Here is a 17,885-nt window from a genome sequence, read left to right on the forward strand (position 1 = left end):
TCACCCATGGCACGAGTCCCCTATCTGCGCCGCGAGGACGCGGACGAGTCGCGAAAGGCCCTGTACGACCGGCTGGAGGCCGAGCGCAAGGTGCCGACGGCGAACATCTTTCTCGCCCTGACCCACGCGCCGACCCAGCTGGACGCCTTCCTGACCTACGCCAACTCCCTGCGGGCCGCCGACCTCAGCCCGAAGCTGCGGGAGCTGGCGATCCTGACCGTGGGGTACGCGACCCGGTCAGCGTACGAGGTGGCGCACCACCAGTCGCACGGGCTGCAGGCCGGGCTCACCGGGGAACAGCTCGCGGCGGTGGCCGACTTCGAGTCGTCCGAGTCGTCCGAGCTGTTCGACGCCACGGAGATGGCGGTGATGCGGCTCGCGAAGGAGTCCACGCTCCGGGTCGACGTCTCGGAGAAGACATGGCGTGCCGCCGCCGACCGTCTGACGGACAGACAGATGGTCGAACTGTCGTTGTCCATCGCCTGGTACAACTCCGGCGTCCGCATCATGGGGCTGCTGGGCATCGACCTTGAGGACAACTACCCAAACCCTTTCCCCAATTCGTAAGTTCGTGTTCCAAGGAGTATTTCAATGGCGAAAATGCTCGCTGCACGGCTGCACGCAATCGGTGAGCCTATGTCCGTGGACACGATCGACGTGCCCACCCCGAGACCGACCGATGTGCTGGTGCGGGTCAAGGCGTGCGGGATCGTGCCGAACATGGCCAACGTGATCAACAACTGGCCGACCTGGTTCCCGCACCAGCCGTTGCCGAGGTTCCCCGCGATCTTCGGGCTGGACGCCGCCGGTGTGGTCGAGCAGGTCGGCGAGGCCGTGCTGCACACCAGGCCCGGTGACCGGGTGTACGTCAACCCCCTTCGTTCCTGCGGGAGTTGTCAGGTGTGCCGGGGCGGTGAACTGAGCCGGTGCCGCTACTTCACCCTGAACGGCTACTTCAGCACCTCCCGTGACGGCCAGCGGATCTTCGACCTGTATCCCTACGGCGGCTTCGCGGAGTACATGACCGCCCCGCAGTACTCGATCGTCGACATCCCGGACAACATGACGTTCGAGCAGGCCGGCAAGCTGGGCTACATCGGCACCTCCTACGGCGCCCTCAGGAACGCCTCGGCGGGTCCCGGCCAGGTCGCGCTCATCGACGGCATCACGGGAACCCTCGGTGTCGCGTCGACCGTGCTCGCACTGACCTCCGGTGCCTCCCGGATCCTCGGGACCGGCCGCAACGAGGAACTCCTCAAGCGCGTCAAGGAACTCGACCCGGACCGGATCGAGGTCTTCCGGCTGGGCGACGGCTCCACCGGTGAGTGGGCGAAGTCCCGCACCGGCGGCGAGGGCGCGGACTACGTGATCAGCGCCCTGGGCGCCAAGGCCCCGGTGGAGACGATGCTCGACTCCATGCAGGGCGTCCGGCGGGGCGGCAGGGTCGTCAACGTCGGCGGTGTGGCCGACCGGCTGCCCGTGGACGTGAAGTGGCTCATGGACGAGCAGGTCCAGCTGATCGGCTCCAACTGGTTCAGCACCGCGCAGGGTCAGGAACTCGCCGACATGGTGGCCACGGGCGCCCTGGACCTGTCCTATCTGCAGGCCAAGCCGTTCCCGCTGTCCAGGGTCAACGAGGCGATCTCCGGACTCACGGACCGCGACGGCGGATTCAGCAACTACGTCGTCATCCCCTGACGCCCCGTACTCACCCCGCGGCGGACCTGTCCTGCCCTGACACCACCGCGGGGTGTCCATCCCACCCCGGCCGTGTGTGCGGCCGGTGTACCCGGCAGGACGGAGGAGCCGGTGGAACTGCGCTGGCTGGAAACGTATGTCACCGTCGCGGAGGAACTGCACTTCGCCCGCGCGGCGGACCGGCTGCACCTGGCTCCCTCGGCGCTCAGCGCCCAGGTCAGAGCGCTGGAGTCGCACCTGGGCGTCCGGCTGATCGACCGCGGCCGACGCACCCGCCCGGCGCTCACCGGCGCCGGGCGGCTGTTCCTCGAAGAGGCTCGGCTGACCCTCGCGCAGGTCGCGAGGGCGGAGGCGGTGGGCCGACGGGCCGGCCGCGGGGAGCTGGGGCACGCCGAGATCGCCTACGTGGCCTCCGCCGCGTTCTCCGGTGTGCTGACCGACGTCCTCACCCGGTGCGCGGCCCTCGACACCCATCTCACCGTGCAGGTACGGGAGTTGGAGACTCCGGCCCAGCTGGAGGCGCTGTCCTGCGGGGACGTCGACGTCGGCTTCCTGCGCTGGCGGCCGGAGTACCCGGCCGGGATCACGGCCACCTGTCTGCTCACCGAGGAGGTCGTCCTGGCGCTGCCGGACGGCGCCCCGCTGGCGGCGTACGAGGCGGTGCCGGCGGCGGAGCTGCGTCACGAGCGGTTCGTGGCGCCGCACTTCGACGAGGAGTACGGCTGCCGCGACCAGATCCTGGAGGTGGCCGGGCGGGGCGGCTTCGCCCCGCAGTGCGCGCCTCCGGTACGGGACTTCATCGCCGCGCTCACCCTGGTGGGCGGCGGTCTCGCGGTGGCCCTGGTGCCGGACTCGCTGCGCCGCGTACGGATACCGGGTGTCGCCTACCGCCCGCTGGCCGACGTAGCGCTGACCACCCGGCTGGTGGGCGCGTACCGCAGGGGCGAGACCTCGCCCGCGGTGCGCGGTGTGATCCGCCGGCTGCGGGAGGCCGCCGCGGCCACGACCGCCGTCGGCTGATGCCACGGCGCCTCGGCGGGGACGAGCGGGGACGAACAGACGCATGCTGGAGGAACACATGACATCGATCAAGCACGTGGGAGTCGTCGGCGCCGGGCAGATGGGCCGGGGCATCACGGAGGTCTGCGCCCGGGCCGGGCTGCACGTCACGTTGTGCGACGTGACCGAGGACCGGGCTCGGGCGGGACTGGCGGGCGTGGCGGACTCCCTGCTCAGGGCGGAGAAGCGCGGCGCCCTCTCCTCGGAGGAACGCGCGCTCGCCCTGGCCGGGGTGACGGTCGGCGCCGATCTCACCCGGCTGTCCGGTGCGGACCTGGTCATCGAGGCCGCCGTCGAGGACGGGCCGGCCAAGACGGCGCTGTTCCGGCGGCTCGACGAGGTGGTCGCCGACCCGGCCGCCGTACTGGCCAGCAACACCTCGTCGATCCCCATCGCCCGGCTCGCCGCCGCGACAGGGCGGCCGGAGGCGGTGATCGGGCTGCACTTCTTCAACCCGGTGCCCGTCATGCCGCTGGTCGAGGTGATCCCGTCGCTGCGGACCTCGAAGGACACGGAAGAGCGTGTCCGGGCGTTCGCGACGGAGACCCTGGGCAAGCACACGGTCGTGGCCGCGGACCGCGCCGGTTTCGTCGTCAACTCCCTGCTGGTTCCCTACCTGTTGGCGGCGGTACGGATGGTCGCCTCCGGCACGGCGACGGCGGAGGACATCGACACGGGGATGACGGCGGGCTGCGCCCACCCGATGGGCCCGCTGCGCCTCGCCGACCTGATCGGCCTGGACACCGTGGCGGCGATAGGCGAGGCACTGTACGAGGAACACCGGGAACCGTTGTACGCCCCGCCCCCGCTGCTGCGCCGCATGGTCGAGTCGGGCCTGCTGGGCCGCAAGTCGGGCCAGGGCTTCTTCAGTTACCGGGCGGCCTGACGGCCGCCTGTCGCACGGCCAGGGCGCCCGGGGGAAGTCCCCGGGCGCCCTCGTACGACCCGCGGGCAGCGGTGGTCAGCGGAACGCCGGGTATCCGGTGATCGCCTGGCCCACGACCAGTGTGTGCATCTCGTTCGTGCCCTCGTAGGTCATGACGGACTCAAGGTTGTTGGCGTGCCGCAGCGGTGAGTACTCCAACGAGATGCCGTTGGCGCCCAGGACCGTACGGCACTCCCGTGCGATGGCGATCGCCTCCCGGACGTTGTTGAGCTTGCCGACGCTGATCTGCTCGGGACGGATGCGGTGCCGGTCCTTGAGCCGGCCCAGGTGGACGGCGAGCAGGGCGGAGTTGCCCAGGGACACGGTCATGTCGGTGAGCTTCTTCTGAGTGAGCTGGAAGGCACTGATCGGCTTGTCGAACTGGACGCGGGAGTCGGCGTACTGGATGGCCGCCTGGAGCGAGTCGCGGGCGGCGCCGACCGCGCCGAACAGGATGCCGAAGCGGGCCTCGTTCAGGCAGGACAGGGGGCCGCGCAGGCCCTCGGCGAGCGGCAGCCGCGCCGAGTCGGGCAGCCGTACGCCGTCGAAGGACAGCTCCGAGGTGACGGACGCGCGCAGCGACATCTTCTGCTTGATGTCCTGCGTGGTGAATCCGGGCGTGCCGCGCGGGACGAGGAAGCCGCGGACGCCGTCCTCGGTCTGTGCCCAGACGGTGGCCACGTCGGCGATGCCGCCGTTGGTGATCCACATCTTGGAGCCGTCGAGGATCCAGTCGTCGCCGTCGCGGACGGCCCGGGTGCGCATCCCGGAGGGGTTGCTGCCGAAGTCGGGCTCGGTCAGGCCGAAGCAGCCGATGGCCTCACCGGCGGCGAGCCGGGGCAGCCACTCCTGCTTCTGCTCCTCGGAGCCCCACTTCCAGATGGAGAACATCGACAGCGAGCCCTGTACGGAGACGAAGCTGCGGAAGCCGGAGTCCGCCGCTTCCAGTTCCAGGCAGGCGAGGCCGTAGCTGACCGCGTTCGTCCCGGCGCAGCCGTAGCCTTCGAGGTGCATGCCGAGCACGCCCAACTTGCCGAGTTCCGGAGCGAGTTCGCGGGCGAAGTGCGCGTTCTCGAACCACTCTCCGATGTGCGGACGCACCCGGTCGGCGAGGAACTTGGCGACGGTGGCCTGGATCTCGCGTTCCTCGTCGGTGAGGGTGGAGGAGAAGTCGAGCAGGTCGAGGGGGTCCTTCATCGGCTTGGCGCCGCTCATCGTGAGCTCCTTGGGTGTGGTGGCCGATCGGTTCGGTCGGTTCTGTTGTGGTGATGGTCGGAGAGACGGTGGACGATCTCCGCCGTGTGCCGGCCAAGGCCGGGCGGCGGCAGGCGGTACCGCGCCGGTGTGCCGCTCAGAGTGATGGGGTTCGCGATCTGGCGGGCGGGCGGGCCGTCCCCTCCGTCGGCGTCGGGGATGTCGACGATGCCGGGGAGGCCGAGCTTGTGGGCGAACGCGAACGCCTCGTCGAGGGTGTTGACCGGTCCGGCGGGCACGCCCGCGGCCAGCAGGACGGCCGACCAGTGGTCGGCGCCGGCCGCGCCCAGCCGTTCGCCCAGGATGTCCCGGAGGGCGGCGCGGTGGGCGACCCGGTCGGCGTTGGTGCGGAAGCGTTCGTCGTCGGCGAGACCGGGGGCCCCGACCGCCTCGGCGAGCGCCGCGAACTGCCGGTCGTTGCCCACCGCGAGCGCGATCGGGCGATCGGCGGCCGGGAAGGTCTCGTACGGGGCGATGCTCGGGTGCGCGTTGCCCAGGCGGCCGGGGACCACACCGGCGACCGCGAACGCCGACGCCTGGTTGACCATGGCCGAGAGCAGCGATCCGAGGAGGTTCACCTCCACGTGCTGTCCCTCCCCGGTGGCGTCCCGGTGCCGCAGGGCCGCGAGGATGCCGAGCGAGGCGTGCAGGCCGGTGATCACGTCGACCAGGGCCACGCCCGCCTTCGTCGGCTCCCCGGCCGCGTCGCCGGTCACGCTCATGAGCCCGCCGACGGCCTGGACGAGCAGGTCGTATCCGGGGACGTCCGCGCCCGCTCCGCTGCCGAAGCCGCTGATCGAGCAGTAGACCAACCCCGGGTGCCGGGCGCGGAGTTCGCGCTCGCCGAGCCCCAGCCGTTCCATCGTGCCGGGCCGGAAGTTCTCCACGAGCACGTCGGACTCGGCGATCAGCGCGCGGGCATGTCCCAGACCGGTGTAGGTCGTGAGGTCCAGGGCGACGGACCTCTTGTTGCGGTTGACACTCAGGAAGTAGGTCGACGTGCCGTCGTGGTCCGCCGGAGGATGCCAGGCCCGGGTGTCGTCCCCGATGCCCGGCCGCTCCACCTTCACCACGTCCGCGCCGAGGTCGGCGAGGAGCATGGTGGCGTAGGGCCCGGCGAGAACCCGGGAGAAGTCGGCGACACGCAGCCCGTCCAGCGCGCCGCGCTCCGCGCTTCCCGTCACCACCGGCGCCCCAGGGGCGATGCCGGGCGGGCGACTTCGACGAGGGGCAGTCCCTGGCCGAGGGGGGCGACGGTCCGTACGACACTCACCCGTGCCCCCACCGCGACCACGACCGGCGCCGTCCCGGTGACCTGGCAGAGCAGGTGGAAGCCCTCGTCCATCGCTACGAACCAGGTGTTGTGCGGGGCGTGGCCGTTCCGGCGTACGACGACCCCGGTCCCCTCGCTGCGTTGCCGTACGAAGGCCGTGGAGCCGCAGGAACGGCAGTACGAGCGGCGGTAGGCCGGAGTGCCGCACCACCGGCAGCGCTGGAAGAGGAGTTCACGGCCCTCTCCCGACTCGGTGTGTTCACCGGCGTATTCACTGATGTGTTCACTGGTGTCTTCAAGGGTGTCCGTCCGAAGCATCACGGCCTCCTGCGCGCGGTCCGGTGACCGGAGACGAGCGGTCGGGATCCGATGTGGTTCCACCACCCTGGCCCTGCCGCGGAGTGTGGGTCAACGACGTACCGACGCATCTTTGTGCGCGGAATACGCTCCGTTCGCCCAGGTCAGAGGGGGTTTCCCGGAGTTACTCTCCCTGGGAGGCGTGGTCGAGCGGCAGCTGGGTCACCTGCCCGGCCGCCTCAAGACACTCCGGTACGGCGTGCAGGGCGAGGACGACGGTGGTGTCGGGCAGGTTCGTGAGGATGCCGAGTACATGTCGGGCGGTCCGGTCGTCCAGGCCCGTGGTCGGTTCGTCGACGATCAGCACGTGCGGACGGCGGGCCAGGGCCCGGCCCAGGTACACCCGGCGGAGTTCCCCGCCCGAGAGCTGTCTCCCGCCGGGGCCGACGGGGGTCGTGGCGGTCAGTCCGCTGTCGTCCAACCGCAGTTCGGCGAGGCGTTCGTCGATCTCGTCGTCGGTCAGGGCGGCATCGGCGAGGCGCCAGTTCGAGCCCAGGGTGCCGGTGAAGAGGTGGTCGTCGGCGGCGACGGCCACGACGGCGGGCCTGCCGTCGCCGCCTTCGGCCGCTTGTCGGAGGGACGAGGCGAGGGTTCGGAGCAGGGTGCTCTTGCCGCTGCCGGAACGGCCGGTGACGACGAGCAGCGCGCCCTGGGCGACGGTGGCACCGAGGACACGTCCCGGCCGGAGGGCCATCGGCGGAAGGGGGTAGTCGGCGAAGCCGATGCCCTGCTCGGTGGACCAGGACCGTATCTCCGTGGTGGTGGGGTCGCCCTCGGTGGGCGGCATGTCGGCGGTGAGCCGGTGCTGGGCGGCCTTCGCGGTGGTCCGGGCCTCGGCGGCGGTCGCCAGTCGCTCGGCCTGGGCCAGCGCGCCGAGGGACATCAGGGCGACGAACACGAACGTGGGGGCTTCCCGTGCGCCGCCGGTCCCGAGGGCGGCCGTGGCGGTCACCGTGGCCGTGCCGATCAGGCTGGTGGCCAGCATGGTCCGGTGCCCGCGCCGACCGGCCGCCGCCCGTGCGGTGTCGAGCCGGGTGAGCCTCGCCGTCGTACGCGCCGCCAGCTGCCCGGCGGCGCCGAGCGATGCCAGCTCCGGCCAGGCGTCGACGGCGGTGACGAGTTCGGCGCGCAGCTCCTTACGGGTCCGCTGCTCGGCCTCACGGACCGTACCGGGCGTGCGGTGGGCGACCATCGCCATGATGACGACGCCGGCCGCGAGTACGGCCGCAGGCACGATGGACGCGGAAGCCGCCACGGCGCCGACGGCGGCGACGGTCAGCGCGGCGGTGACGGCGACGGGGGCCGTGCACTCGATCAGCGCCATCCCGGCGCTGTCGGCGTCGGCCATGCCGCGGTCGAGCAGTTCACCCGACCACAGACCGTCCTCCTGTGCCCGTTCGCTGCCCGCGGCACGTTCGAAGAGGCCGGCCCGGGCGGCGGCGACCCGGCGCAGGGCGGCGGCGTGCAGCACCAGGCGCTCGCTGTAGTTGCCGGCGACGCGGGCCATGGCGAAGGCGCGCACACCGCCGCTGGGGGCGACGTAGGAGAAGGAGCTGAAGGTGGCTGCCCCGGCGACGGCACAGCTGCTGATGAACCAGCCCGACAGGCCGAGCAGTCCGGCGGAGGACAGTTCGGCGACGACCGCGAGCACCAGCCCGCCCGTCGCGAGGGAACGCGCCCTTCCACCACGGTCGTTCGGGGTACGGCTGCCGCCGCTCATCGCGTGCTCACCGTGCTCGCGTTCCGCAGGACGCCGTCGTCGATCGTGAGCACGGCGTCGGCCGCGGCGGCCAGTGCGAAGGAGTGGGTGGCGATGACGACGGTGCAGCCGTCGGTGGCCCGCCGCAGGGCCTCGACGACCTCGCGTTCGCTGTCCGCGTCGAGGTGGGCGGTCGGCTCGTCGAGCAGCCAGAGCCGGGCTCCGCGCAGAAAGGCGCGGGCGATGGCGATCCGGCGCGCTTCGCCGGTCGACACGCCCCGACCGCCCTCGCCGAGCCGGGTGTCCAGTCCCTCGGGGAGGCGCGCGACCACGGCGCTCAGCCCGGCGGCGTCGACGGCCCGCCGGATCTGCCGCTCGGTGGCGGCCGGGCGGCCGAGGCGGATGTTGTCGCGGACGGTCGCGTCGAGCAGCACCGTCCGCTGCCCGACCCAGACGCATCCGCCGAGGGCAGGCGCCCGCCGTACGGACGGGGTCTGCCATCGGACCGAACCGGCGGACGGCCGGCGCAGACCGGCCATCAACGAGAGCAGCGTGCTCTTGCCCGAGCCGGAGGCGCCGGTGATCGCGGTCCAGGTGCCCGGTGCGAAGTGGGCGTCGGCGCTGATGGTGTCGTGGTCGGCGCCGCCGTACCGGAACCGGACCGCGGTCAGCGACACACCGACCGGGTCGGCCGACTGCGGACGGGCCGCCGGGACCGTCTCGGCGGGGGTGTCGTCGACGATGCCGCGAATGACGCCGGCCGCGACCGTCGCGCGCTCCCGCTGGTGGAAGGCGGCGGCTCTGGCGCGCATCGGGGCGAAGTACATCGGGCACACGAGCAGCACCAGCAGACCAGTGCACAGGTCGAGGCCCGGCGCGTGCGGCACCTGTACATAGCCGAGCAGCGACAGGCCTACATAGGTGGCGTTCACCGCGATGGAGAACGTGATGACGACGTCCATGATCATCCCGGACAGGAAGGCCCGGCGCAGCACGCTCGTCGTCGCCTTGTTCAACTGCTCGGCGGCCGTGCTCAGGGTTCGGCCTCGGCGGCCGACCGCGCCCAGCTCGCGCAGGGTCCGCAGGCCGCGGAAGCTGTCGAGGACGACGGCGTTCAGGTGCCGGGTCGCGGCCGACTGCCGGTCCGCGCCGTGCTGGGCGAACAGTCCCGCCAGACGCATGTTGAGCGGCAGCAGAGCTGTCGTCAGGACGAGCACGATCGCCGCCGGCCAGTGCACCGCGGCCGTGGCCGCCAGTACGGCGACCATGGACAGGGGTGCCGACCTGCGCAGCGGCTCCGTCCGCGCGTGGAAGTCGGCGACGTCGTCGGCCAGGTCGACCATCGCCCACGCGGCCTCGGCCGGGCCGGTCTCGCTGATCCGCCCGGCGGTCGGCAGCAGAGCGCCCGTCAACCGCTGCCGCAGGCCGGTCGCGACGGCACGTGCGCCCCGCTCGGTGAGCGTGCCGGCCGTCCAGCCTGCGCCCACCGCCAGCGCGCTCGTGCCGGCGAATGCCGCCAGGCCCCAGGTCTCGTGCGCCCCGGCCCGGTCCAGCACCGCCTGGGCCGTCCAGGCCAGGGCGCCCCAGCGGGCGATCGTGAAGAGCGTCTCCAGGGTCCGGAGGGTGCCCGCCGACCGGAACCATCGCCGCCCGGGCGCGGCGCACGCGGCGAGCCACACCTCGTCACCCTTCTCGCCCTTCTCGCTCCTCTCTTCCTTCTCTTCCTTCTCTTCCGTTTCATTCATCTCATTCGTCGTCATGAGGGCGCCGTTCGTCGACGATCCACGCGATGCCACCGGTCAGCGCGATGGCGATCATGCCCAGGGTGGTCAGCAGCTGCGAGTGGATCCGCGCGTAGCCACCGAACATCCCCTGGCAGACGAAGTAGGCGAGCAGACCCAACACGGTCCAGACGACCGCGGTGAGCAGGCGCAGCACGGCACGGACCGGCGTGGGGAGCGGGCTTCGTACGGTCATGAGTGCACTCCCTCGGTGTCGAGCTTTCCGGCGAAGGCCCGGTGGGCGAACACGTTGTAGGCCAGCACCAGCGGCATGTTCAGGCCGATGCCCACGAGGATGAAGACCATCGTCGAGTGCGGGCCGACCGCGCTGTCGACGGTGAGCCCCGGCGGCAGGAGCACCGGGTAGCGGGCCACGCCCAGGGCGAGGAACACGGACACCGTGGCGATCACGAGCCCGCCGAGCGGCAGGGCGTCCGCCGCCACGGACTGCCGCCGCCACGGGAACGTGACGAGCGAGGTGACCGCTCCCCCGGCGGCGAACACCAGCAGCACGGCGAACGCGAAGGCACGCCCCGGACTGCCGAGGTTCAGCGGCGCCGCGGTGGTTTCGACGGTGACCAGGACAAGGACCGACAACGCTCCGGCGACGGCCGTGGCGAGCGCTCCCCGTCGCGCCGCCGACTCCCGCAGGAGCCCCGACGACTTGTGCTTGGTGTAGGCGTAGCCGAGAGCGGTGTACGCGGTCGTGACGGTGAGCCCCGACAGCACACAGAACCAGCTGAAGGCCCCGAAGGCCGACCCGGTGTAGACGCCGCCGCGCAGATGTACCGCCGAGGTCAGCGTTCCCAGGGCAAAGCCCTGTGCGAACGACGCCAGCAGTGACGCCACGCCGAAGGCGGTCGTCCACCGGGGAGCCGGTGGTGCCTGGGACGCCATCTCGACGCTCACGCCGCGCACGACGAGGGAGAACAGCAGCACGATGATCGGCAGGTAGGCGTGCGGCAGGATCGTGCCGAAGGCCAGGGGGAAGCCCGCCCAGAGCGCGACGCCGAGCAGGATGAGCCAGGTCTCGTTGCCGTCCCAGCCCACCGCGACGGACTCCAGCAGGTGCCGCCGGTGCGCGGGATCGCGTTCGAAGAGGGTGGCAACGCCGACGCCGAGGTCGTAGCCGTCCAGCACGACGTACATCAGGAGGCAGACGAGTACGGTCGCCGACCAGAGGGTGGTGGTCATCGGGCCGCCACCTCCCGGGAGCCGAGCGGCACGGTGTTCGCCGCGTGCCGGACACGCCCGCTGTCCGGCAGGTTCCGCGGTGGAGGTTCCTGGCCGGGGTCGTCGCGTTCCGGGCCGGTGCGCATGGTCCGGACGATGTAGACGACGTAGGCGACCAGCATGAACAGATAGAGCACGGAGAAGCCGATCACCGAGAACAGGACTTCGCCGGGCGCCAGATGCGACACCGCGGCCGAGGTGCGGAGCTGCCCGAACACGATCCACGGCTGCCGTCCCGCCTCGGCGGTGACCCAGCCGCCGAGGATGGCGAGGATCCCCACCGGGGTCGTCCAGAGGACGAACCGGTGGAAGCGGCGCGCGGTCCACAGACGGTTGCGCATACGCAGGACCGTGGCGGCGAACACCGTACCGAACATCAGCACGGCCGCCAGGAACATGACCCGGAAGCCCCAGAAGGTCGCGGCCATGTCCGGCCGGTCGGCCGCCGGGGTGAGCTTCAGGCCGGGCATGGCGGTCTTGCAGCCGAGGTCCTTGGCGATGTAGCTGCCGAGACAGGGAATGTCGAGCTCGGCGATGTTCCGCGCGGCCTGCTGGTCCGGGACGGAGAACAGGACGAAGCCGGTGTTCCCGTTGTCCCAGTTCCCCTCGATCGCCTCCAACTTCGATAGCTGGTACGGCAGTTCGTGCCCGGCGACGCCGTCACCGAGGTAGAGCTGTACGGGCATCAGCAGCGCGGCGATCCCGAGCGCGATCGACATCGAGCGGCGGGCGAAGCCCTTGGCTCGCCCCTTGACCAGGTACCAGGCCGAGATCCCGGCGACGAAGAAGCTCGCCGAGATCAGTACGGCGGCCAGCATGTGCGGCCAGCGCCAGATGAACGACGGGTTGAAGATGACGCGCATCCAGTCCGTGGGCTCGAACTGCCCGTGGACGACCTTGAATCCGGCGGGTGTCTGCATCCACGAGTTCGCCGCGATGATCCAGGTGGACGACAGGACGGTGCCGACCGACACCATCACGGTGGACACGAACATCGTGACCTTGCGGACGCGGCCGTCGCCGTAGAGCAGGACGCCGATGAAGCCGGCCTCGACGAAGAAGGCGGTCACGACCTCCATGCCGATGATCGGCCCGATGATCGGACCCGTCCTCGCCCCGTACACACCCCAGTTGAGACCCATCTGGAAGGTGATGACGGCGCCGGCGACCACGCCGATCGCGAAGCCGACGGCGAAGATACGCCGCCAGAACCGGAACATCTGGAGGTAGACCGCCCTGCCGGTACGCCAGTACAGGCCGTAGACGACCGCCAGGAAGATCGACAGTCCGACGGTGATCGCCGGGAAGGTCATGTGGAACATCACGGTGATGGCGAACTGCCATCGCGACAAGTCGAGAAGACTCATCACTGCTCCCTTACGAGGGGTCCGAGAGGGCCGAGAGGGCCGGGTTCAGGCGTCGACGACCGGAGTGGCGGCCGACCTGGACTTGTCGAAGCGCGGCAGGGCGGCGGCGCCGACCGCGAGGAGGGCGACGATGCCCATCTGCACGTACTCGACTCCGGCGAAGGCGTGGGCGACGTTGTGCGGGGCCAGGGCCAGATAGAGGGTGCCGAGGGTCGCGACGCCGAGGGCGAGTCCGCTCTGCTGCAGGGTGATCAGCACACCGCTGCCGATGCCGGCCATGTGGGTGGGGACGTCGGCGAGCACGCTGCGGAACAGACCGGCGAACAGCATCGACTGACCGGCGCCGACCAGGGCGAGCGGCACGGCCATGGACCACAGGCTGACGTGCGGCCAGTTGCCGAGCAGGATCGCCACCAGCGAGACCAGGCCGGCGAGTTGGACGACGGCGCCGGCGGACAGCGCGGCCCGGCCGAACCGGGTGATCAGGCGGGGCGCGATGAGGGAACCGGCGAAGAAGAGCAGGGCCATCGGCAGGATCGCCAGGCCGCTGTGCAGGGCGTCGGCGTGCAGGCCGTTCTGGACGGTGAGGGCGAAGACGAACATGAACGCGCCGAAGCCGATGCTGAAGGCGAACACCATGGTCAGTCCACGGGACATCGACGGCAGACGCAGCAGGGACGGCGGCAGCAGCGGGACCTCGCCACGTCGCTCGGTCCGCTTCTCGACGACGTAGGTGGCGACGCCGAGGACGACCGCGACGGCGAGCATCAGCCAGGTCCACATGGGCCAGCCCAGGGAGTGCCCCTCGGTCAGCGGCACCAGCAGGGCGGTGAGCGTGGCTGCGAACAGCAGGGTGCCGGGCAGGTCGATGCCGACGGGGTGGTGCGAGCGGGTGTCCGGCACGATCCGCGCCGCCACCAGCAGCACGACCAGGCCTATGGGTACGTTGACCAGGAAGATCGGCCGCCAGGAGGTGCCGGCGATGTCCGCGCTGACCAGCAAGCCGCCGACCAGTTGTCCGACCACGGCGGCGATGCCGGAGGTGGCCCCGTACAGGGCCACGGCACGGGCCTTGCGCTCTCCTTCCAGGACGTGGTGGAAGGTCGCCAGCACCTGCGGGATGAGCAGGGCGGCGGTCGCGCCCTGAATGATGCGGGCCGCGATCAGCGTGCCCACGCCGGGGGCGACACCGCAGGCCAGCGAGGCCAGTACGAAGCCCACGAGGGCCCCGAGGAAGAGGCGCCGACGGCCGAAGCGGTCGCCGAGGCGGCCCCCGAGGACCAGCAGGGTCGCGTACGCGACGCCGTACCCGGCGATCACCAGCTCCAGCGACGACGCGGAGGCGTGCAGCGAGGCGTCGATGCTGGGCAGGGCCACGTTGGTGATGAAGAAGTCCATGATCGGCAGGAAGGCGCCGGCCAGCAGGATGAACACCCCGACCGGGTGCAGGCCCCCGGCGCGGGCGGTGGCACGGGGCGAGCGCATCGCCGATTGGGCCTGCCGGGAGGAGGAAGTGGTTGTCGTCATGACAGCCCCCAGGGAGAGGAAGTCGCACAGGGAAGTTATGTGCTCATAACTATGAGCACATAACGAGTATGCCCCCATAACTACATGACGGCAAACCCGTACCCTGGAGCCGTGATGGAGGATCAGGCGCAACAGACGGGCCCGACGGCAGGGCCGGACCACGAGCAGCGGTGGGCCGAGCTGGCCGACCTCGTGCTGATCATCAGCCGGGAGATCCAGTTCCGCCGCTACACGGACGAGCGGGCTGTTCACCTGTCGCAGTCCGAGGGCATGGTGATGCGCTACCTGAAGAGCGACCCCGCCGCGACGCCCAGTCGCATCGCCGCCGCGACCGGGCTCCAGCGCACCAACCTCTCCACCGTCCTGCGCGGACTTGAGGAGAAGGGCTTCATCGAGCGGCACGCCCACTCGGACGACGGTCGCGGGGTGACGGTCCACTCGACCGAGCGCGGACGCGACAACACCGTCCTCGTACGCCAGGAATGGGCCACGACCGTCTCCGAAGCCGCCGGCCACGACACCGAACTCCTCGACGCCACCCTGAGCCTGCTCAGCGCCGTGGAGACCGGACTGGCGAGGACACGACCACGCAACCGCGCCACGCCCTCGGCACTGGAGACCTGACTTCAGGCATTCGCGCCACGACGCGGACGGGGAGCAGCACCACGGCCGCCAGCGGCATCGGCGTATCGAGGGGTGGGGCGGACCGCATCCAGCACCGCCGATGGTGAAGTTAGGATAGCCTACCCTCTCTGGGCTGGGATGCAGCTCCTCGAAGGGAAACCAAGTGAGCATCGAACCGTTGGCCCTTGACGGGGTCGTTCCGTTTCCGTCGGAGACGGCAGCCAAGTACGTCGCTGAGGGGTACTGGCGCGATCAGACGCTGCCGGAGCTGCTGTTCGCCACCGCGGAGCGCTCTCCTGACAAACTCGCCGTCATCGACCGCAAGGCCGAGTTGAGCTACGCACAGCTCACGGACGAGGTCCTGCGCCTCGCTGCCGGTCTGCGGGATCTGGGGCTGAGCCGTGGCGACCGGGTGGTGGTACACCTGCCCAACATCTATGAGTACATCGCCTTCGTCTTCGCCTTGTGGGAGCTCGGGGCGGTTCCCGTCGTCGCTCCCATCGCGCACCGTCGTGCCGAGATCGAGCACTTCGTCGAGATCACCGAGGCGCGTGCCTACATCACGGTCGACTCGGACAGCGGCACCGATCTCGCCGCGATGGCCGCCGACCTGAAGCAGCGTTGGCCCCATCTGGAGCACACCGTGGTGCTCGAACGCGATGGCGGCGGCGCCGAGTACAAGGCGTTGCAGTCGAAGGGATCGCTGGAGCACGCGCGACGGTGCAGCCCGCAGGACGTCGCCCTGTTGCAGATGTCGGGCGGCACGACGGGCGTCCCGAAGCTGATGCCGCACACCCACCAGACGTACGGCTACGCACTGCGCCGAAGCGTTGGGGAACGCGGCATCACCGAGCAGACCGTGCATCTGCTGGTCATACCGATCTGCCACAGCATGTCGACGCGTTCGCCCGGATTCCTCGGTGCGTTCAGCGTGGGCGCCACCATCGTGATCGCACCGAACGGCAGCCCCGACACGGCGTTCCCGCTGATCGAGAAGCACGGGGTGACCCGCGTTTCGCTGGTGCCCCCGATCCTGCTGGCCTGGCTGAACTCCTCACTCCGCAAGCGCTATGACCTCTCCAGCTTGAAGATTCTCATGTGCGGCGGCGCGAAGCTGACCGAGTCCGTGGCGTCGCGGGTCGAGCCGGAGTTCGGCGTGCAGCTGTCGCAGAGCTTCGGAATGGGTGAGGGCCTCGTCGTCAGCAATCCCGCCGACGTCGACCGGGCCACCAGCGTGCGGTACCAGGGCCGGCCGGCCTCGGCGGCCGACGAGTGCATCGTCATCGACGACGAGGGCAACGACGTGCCACCCGGTGCACCCGGCCACCTGCTGACGCGAGGACCGTCGGTGATTCGCGGCTACTACCGCAACCCCGAGCAGAACGCGCTGGCGTTCACCAGCGACGGTTTCTACCGCACCGGTGACATCGTCGAGCGGGACGAGCGCGGCTTCATCAGGGTCGTGGGACGGTCGAAGGACCAGATCAACCGGGGCGGCGAGAAAATCGCGCCCGAGGAGCTGGAGAACGCGCTCCTCACTCATGCCGGCGTCCACAACGTCTCCGTCGTCGGCGTCGACGACGAGGTTCTCGGCGAGCGTGTCAAGGCGTACCTGATTCCCCGGACGCCGGAGAGCGCGACCGAGCTGACCTTGGGCAAGTTGCGCCAGTTCCTGCGCGACAAGGGCCTCGCCACGTTCAAGCTCCCCGATGTCGTGGAGGTCGTCGACGAGTTCCCGTACACCGCGGTCGGCAAGGTCAGCAAGCGCCTGCAGCGCGAGCTGGGCTAGGCGCATGTCGGACAAGACCACACGTGTCCTCGTCGTGGGCGCGGGCCCTGTCGGAATGGTCTGCGCGCTGGCGCTGAATCGGCGCGGTATCCCGGTGACCGTTCTCGAGTCCGAGCCGGCGCCGGTGCGGGATCAGCGCGCGGCGACCATCCATCCGAGCACGCTGGAGATGCTCGACGAACTGGGCGTCACCGAGAAGATCCGGGCGCACAGTCTGCTCTCCAGCACCTACCGCTTCCACGACCGGCCGACCGGAGAGGTCGTGGCGGAGTTCGATCTCGGCCGGCTCAAGGACGAGATCCGGTTCCCGTACGTACTGCAGTACGAGCAGTACAAGCTGACCGCTGCCATCGCCGCGGAGTACGCGAACGAATCCGACTTCGACGTGCGGTTCTCCCACACGCTGACCGGTCTGACCGAAACCGCGAACGGCATCGAGGTGGAGTACACCTCACCCGCCGGCACGGAACGCATGACGGCGGCCTACGTCGTCGGCTGTGACGGTGGCCGATCGACGGTGCGCAAGTTCGCCGGCATCGCATTCGAGGGATTCACCTATCCGGAGCGGTTCATCAAGATCGCGACCAGCTTCGACCTCAGCACCGTCAAACCGGAGCTGGCGTTTCGCAACTACTTCTCCGACCCCCATGAGTGGGCCAACGTGTTCAAGGTGCGGGGAGAAACGCCCGGCGGGCTCTGGCGGGTGATTCTGCCGATCGGCCACGACGAGGACGACGCCACCGCGTTGTCTCCGGCGCGCGTCGAGCAGCGGCTGCAGAAGTTCCTCCCGCAGACCGGCTCGTACGACGTCGAGTACCGCAACGTCTACCCGGTCAATCAACGCGTGGCCGCGACCTTCCGTCAGGGGCGCATCCTGCTCGCCGGCGACAGCGCGCACGTGAACAACCCGATCGGCGGCATGGGCATGAACGGCGGCATCCATGACGCCGTCAACCTGACGGAGAAGCTCGCGAAGGTGATCGCCGGTGAGGCCGGCGACGACCTGCTCGACCTCTACAGCCGCCAGCGCCGCCATGCCGCGGTGAACTACGTGCAGGCCCAGACGATCGCCAACAAGCGGCTGCTGGAAGAACGCGACCCCGAGGTGCGTCGGCACAACTTCGACCAACTGCGCCGCACCGCCGAGAAGTTCGACACCGCCCGGGCCTACATGCGCCGCGCGGCCCTGTTCGACAGCCTGCAAGACGCTGCCGCCATCACCTGAGCCATCACCTCAGTGACCGGCTCATCAGCTCATCGGCTCCGAATCTGGTGCGGTACGGCTCGCCGTACCGCACC

Annotated in this window: 16 protein-coding genes; 7 read left to right on the forward strand and 9 right to left on the reverse strand. The window is 70.3% G+C overall.

What is annotated here, in order from left to right; translation table 11 throughout:
• Nucleotides 1-6 precede the first annotated feature (6 nt).
• From CW359_RS01390 to CW359_RS01405, 4 genes are all read left to right on the forward strand, one after another.
• Nucleotides 7-567, forward strand: a complete 561-nt coding sequence (locus tag CW359_RS01390) for a carboxymuconolactone decarboxylase family protein (RefSeq protein WP_105967808.1) — start codon at nt 7-9, stop codon at nt 565-567.
• A gap of 69 nt (nt 568-636) precedes the next feature.
• The gene (locus tag CW359_RS01395) at nt 637-1,698 is read left to right on the forward strand and encodes an alcohol dehydrogenase catalytic domain-containing protein (protein ID WP_232838157.1); all 1,062 of its coding nucleotides are present in this window, start codon (nt 637-639) and stop codon (nt 1,696-1,698) included.
• A 111-nt stretch (nt 1,699-1,809) separates the two neighbouring features.
• Nucleotides 1,810-2,718, forward strand: coding sequence for a LysR substrate-binding domain-containing protein (locus tag CW359_RS01400; RefSeq protein ID WP_105967810.1), 909 nt, complete (start codon nt 1,810-1,812; stop codon nt 2,716-2,718).
• Between the two features lie 58 nt (nt 2,719-2,776).
• Nucleotides 2,777-3,643, forward strand: coding sequence for a 3-hydroxybutyryl-CoA dehydrogenase (locus tag CW359_RS01405; protein ID WP_105968191.1), 867 nt, complete (start codon nt 2,777-2,779; stop codon nt 3,641-3,643).
• Between the two features lie 75 nt (nt 3,644-3,718).
• Here the strand turns inward: CW359_RS01405 and CW359_RS01410 are convergent, their stop codons facing one another.
• The 9 genes from CW359_RS01410 to CW359_RS01450 form a co-directional block, all read right to left on the reverse strand.
• Nucleotides 3,719-4,897, reverse strand: a complete 1,179-nt coding sequence (locus CW359_RS01410; RefSeq protein ID WP_198655030.1) for an acyl-CoA dehydrogenase family protein — start codon at nt 4,895-4,897, stop codon at nt 3,719-3,721.
• Nucleotides 4,894-6,123 (reverse strand): CaiB/BaiF CoA transferase family protein, encoded by a 1,230-nt coding sequence (locus CW359_RS01415; protein WP_105967811.1) that lies wholly within the window; start codon nt 6,121-6,123, stop codon nt 4,894-4,896. Before CW359_RS01415 ends, CW359_RS01410 begins: the two co-directional genes overlap by 4 nt.
• Nucleotides 6,117-6,527: a Zn-ribbon domain-containing OB-fold protein gene (locus CW359_RS01420; protein WP_105967812.1), complete on the reverse strand. Its 411-nt coding sequence runs from the start codon at nt 6,525-6,527 to the stop codon at nt 6,117-6,119. The genes CW359_RS01415 and CW359_RS01420 overlap by 7 nt, the downstream gene beginning before the upstream one ends.
• Before the next feature lie 163 nt (nt 6,528-6,690).
• Nucleotides 6,691-8,286, reverse strand: a complete 1,596-nt coding sequence (locus tag CW359_RS01425; protein ID WP_105967813.1) for an ATP-binding cassette domain-containing protein — start codon at nt 8,284-8,286, stop codon at nt 6,691-6,693.
• Complete coding sequence (locus CW359_RS01430; RefSeq protein ID WP_105967814.1) at nt 8,283-10,010, reverse strand: ABC transporter ATP-binding protein/permease; 1,728 nt, start codon at nt 10,008-10,010, stop codon at nt 8,283-8,285. Before CW359_RS01430 ends, CW359_RS01425 begins: the two co-directional genes overlap by 4 nt.
• Nucleotide 10,011: 1 nt before the next feature.
• Nucleotides 10,012-10,242 (reverse strand): hypothetical protein, encoded by a 231-nt coding sequence (locus tag CW359_RS01435; RefSeq protein ID WP_105967815.1) that lies wholly within the window; start codon nt 10,240-10,242, stop codon nt 10,012-10,014.
• Nucleotides 10,239-11,240, reverse strand: coding sequence for a cytochrome d ubiquinol oxidase subunit II (locus tag CW359_RS01440; RefSeq protein WP_105967816.1), 1,002 nt, complete (start codon nt 11,238-11,240; stop codon nt 10,239-10,241). Before CW359_RS01440 ends, CW359_RS01435 begins: the two co-directional genes overlap by 4 nt.
• On the reverse strand, nt 11,237-12,646 hold the full coding sequence (locus CW359_RS01445) for a cytochrome ubiquinol oxidase subunit I (RefSeq protein ID WP_105967817.1): 1,410 nt from the start codon (nt 12,644-12,646) through the stop codon (nt 11,237-11,239). The genes CW359_RS01440 and CW359_RS01445 overlap by 4 nt, the downstream gene beginning before the upstream one ends.
• A gap of 45 nt (nt 12,647-12,691) precedes the next feature.
• The gene (locus CW359_RS01450) at nt 12,692-14,173 is read right to left on the reverse strand and encodes an MFS transporter (RefSeq protein ID WP_232838158.1); all 1,482 of its coding nucleotides are present in this window, start codon (nt 14,171-14,173) and stop codon (nt 12,692-12,694) included.
• A 114-nt stretch (nt 14,174-14,287) separates the two neighbouring features.
• Here CW359_RS01450 and CW359_RS01455 point away from each other — a divergent pair, with 114 nt between their 5' ends.
• The 3 genes from CW359_RS01455 (at nt 14,288) to CW359_RS01465 (ending at nt 17,811) form a co-directional block, all read left to right on the forward strand.
• Entirely contained in the window at nt 14,288-14,797 is a 510-nt protein-coding gene (locus tag CW359_RS01455) for a MarR family winged helix-turn-helix transcriptional regulator (RefSeq protein WP_105967819.1), read from the forward strand.
• 163 nt (nt 14,798-14,960) lie between these two features.
• Complete coding sequence (locus CW359_RS01460) at nt 14,961-16,586, forward strand: (2,3-dihydroxybenzoyl)adenylate synthase (RefSeq protein WP_105967820.1); 1,626 nt, start codon at nt 14,961-14,963, stop codon at nt 16,584-16,586.
• A gap of 4 nt (nt 16,587-16,590) precedes the next feature.
• Nucleotides 16,591-17,811 carry an FAD-dependent oxidoreductase gene (locus CW359_RS01465; protein ID WP_105967821.1) on the forward strand — a complete coding sequence of 407 codons (1,221 nt, stop codon included), beginning with the start codon at nt 16,591-16,593 and terminating at the stop codon, nt 17,809-17,811.
• Nucleotides 17,812-17,885 lie beyond the last annotated feature (74 nt).

Origin of the sequence: Streptomyces geranii (assembly GCF_002954775.1) — a bacterium.
GTDB lineage: Bacteria > Actinomycetota > Actinomycetes > Streptomycetales > Streptomycetaceae > Streptomyces > Streptomyces geranii.

Bases quoted from the DNA above. Each gene is read 5' to 3' on its own strand.
- CW359_RS01425 (WP_105967813.1), bottom strand. From the start codon at position 8,286: ATGAGCGGCGGCAGCCGTACCCCGAACGACCGTGGTGGAAGGGCGCGT.
- CW359_RS01435 (WP_105967815.1), bottom strand. From the start codon at position 10,242: ATGACCGTACGAAGCCCGCTCCCCACGCCGGTCCGTGCCGTGCTGCGC.
- CW359_RS01430 (WP_105967814.1), bottom strand. From the start codon at position 10,010: ATGAATGAAACGGAAGAGAAGGAAGAGAAGGAAGAGAGGAGCGAGAAG.
- CW359_RS01410 (WP_198655030.1), bottom strand. From the start codon at position 4,897: ATGAGCGGCGCCAAGCCGATGAAGGACCCCCTCGACCTGCTCGACTTC.
- CW359_RS01420 (WP_105967812.1), bottom strand. From the start codon at position 6,527: ATGCTTCGGACGGACACCCTTGAAGACACCAGTGAACACATCAGTGAA.
- CW359_RS01450 (WP_232838158.1), bottom strand. From the start codon at position 14,173: ATGACGACAACCACTTCCTCCTCCCGGCAGGCCCAATCGGCGATGCGC.
- CW359_RS01405 (WP_105968191.1), top strand. From the start codon at position 2,777: ATGACATCGATCAAGCACGTGGGAGTCGTCGGCGCCGGGCAGATGGGC.
- CW359_RS01395 (WP_232838157.1), top strand. From the start codon at position 637: ATGTCCGTGGACACGATCGACGTGCCCACCCCGAGACCGACCGATGTG.
- CW359_RS01390 (WP_105967808.1), top strand. From the start codon at position 7: ATGGCACGAGTCCCCTATCTGCGCCGCGAGGACGCGGACGAGTCGCGA.
- CW359_RS01445 (WP_105967817.1), bottom strand. From the start codon at position 12,646: ATGAGTCTTCTCGACTTGTCGCGATGGCAGTTCGCCATCACCGTGATG.
- CW359_RS01455 (WP_105967819.1), top strand. From the start codon at position 14,288: ATGGAGGATCAGGCGCAACAGACGGGCCCGACGGCAGGGCCGGACCAC.
- CW359_RS01465 (WP_105967821.1), top strand. From the start codon at position 16,591: ATGTCGGACAAGACCACACGTGTCCTCGTCGTGGGCGCGGGCCCTGTC.
- CW359_RS01440 (WP_105967816.1), bottom strand. From the start codon at position 11,240: ATGACCACCACCCTCTGGTCGGCGACCGTACTCGTCTGCCTCCTGATG.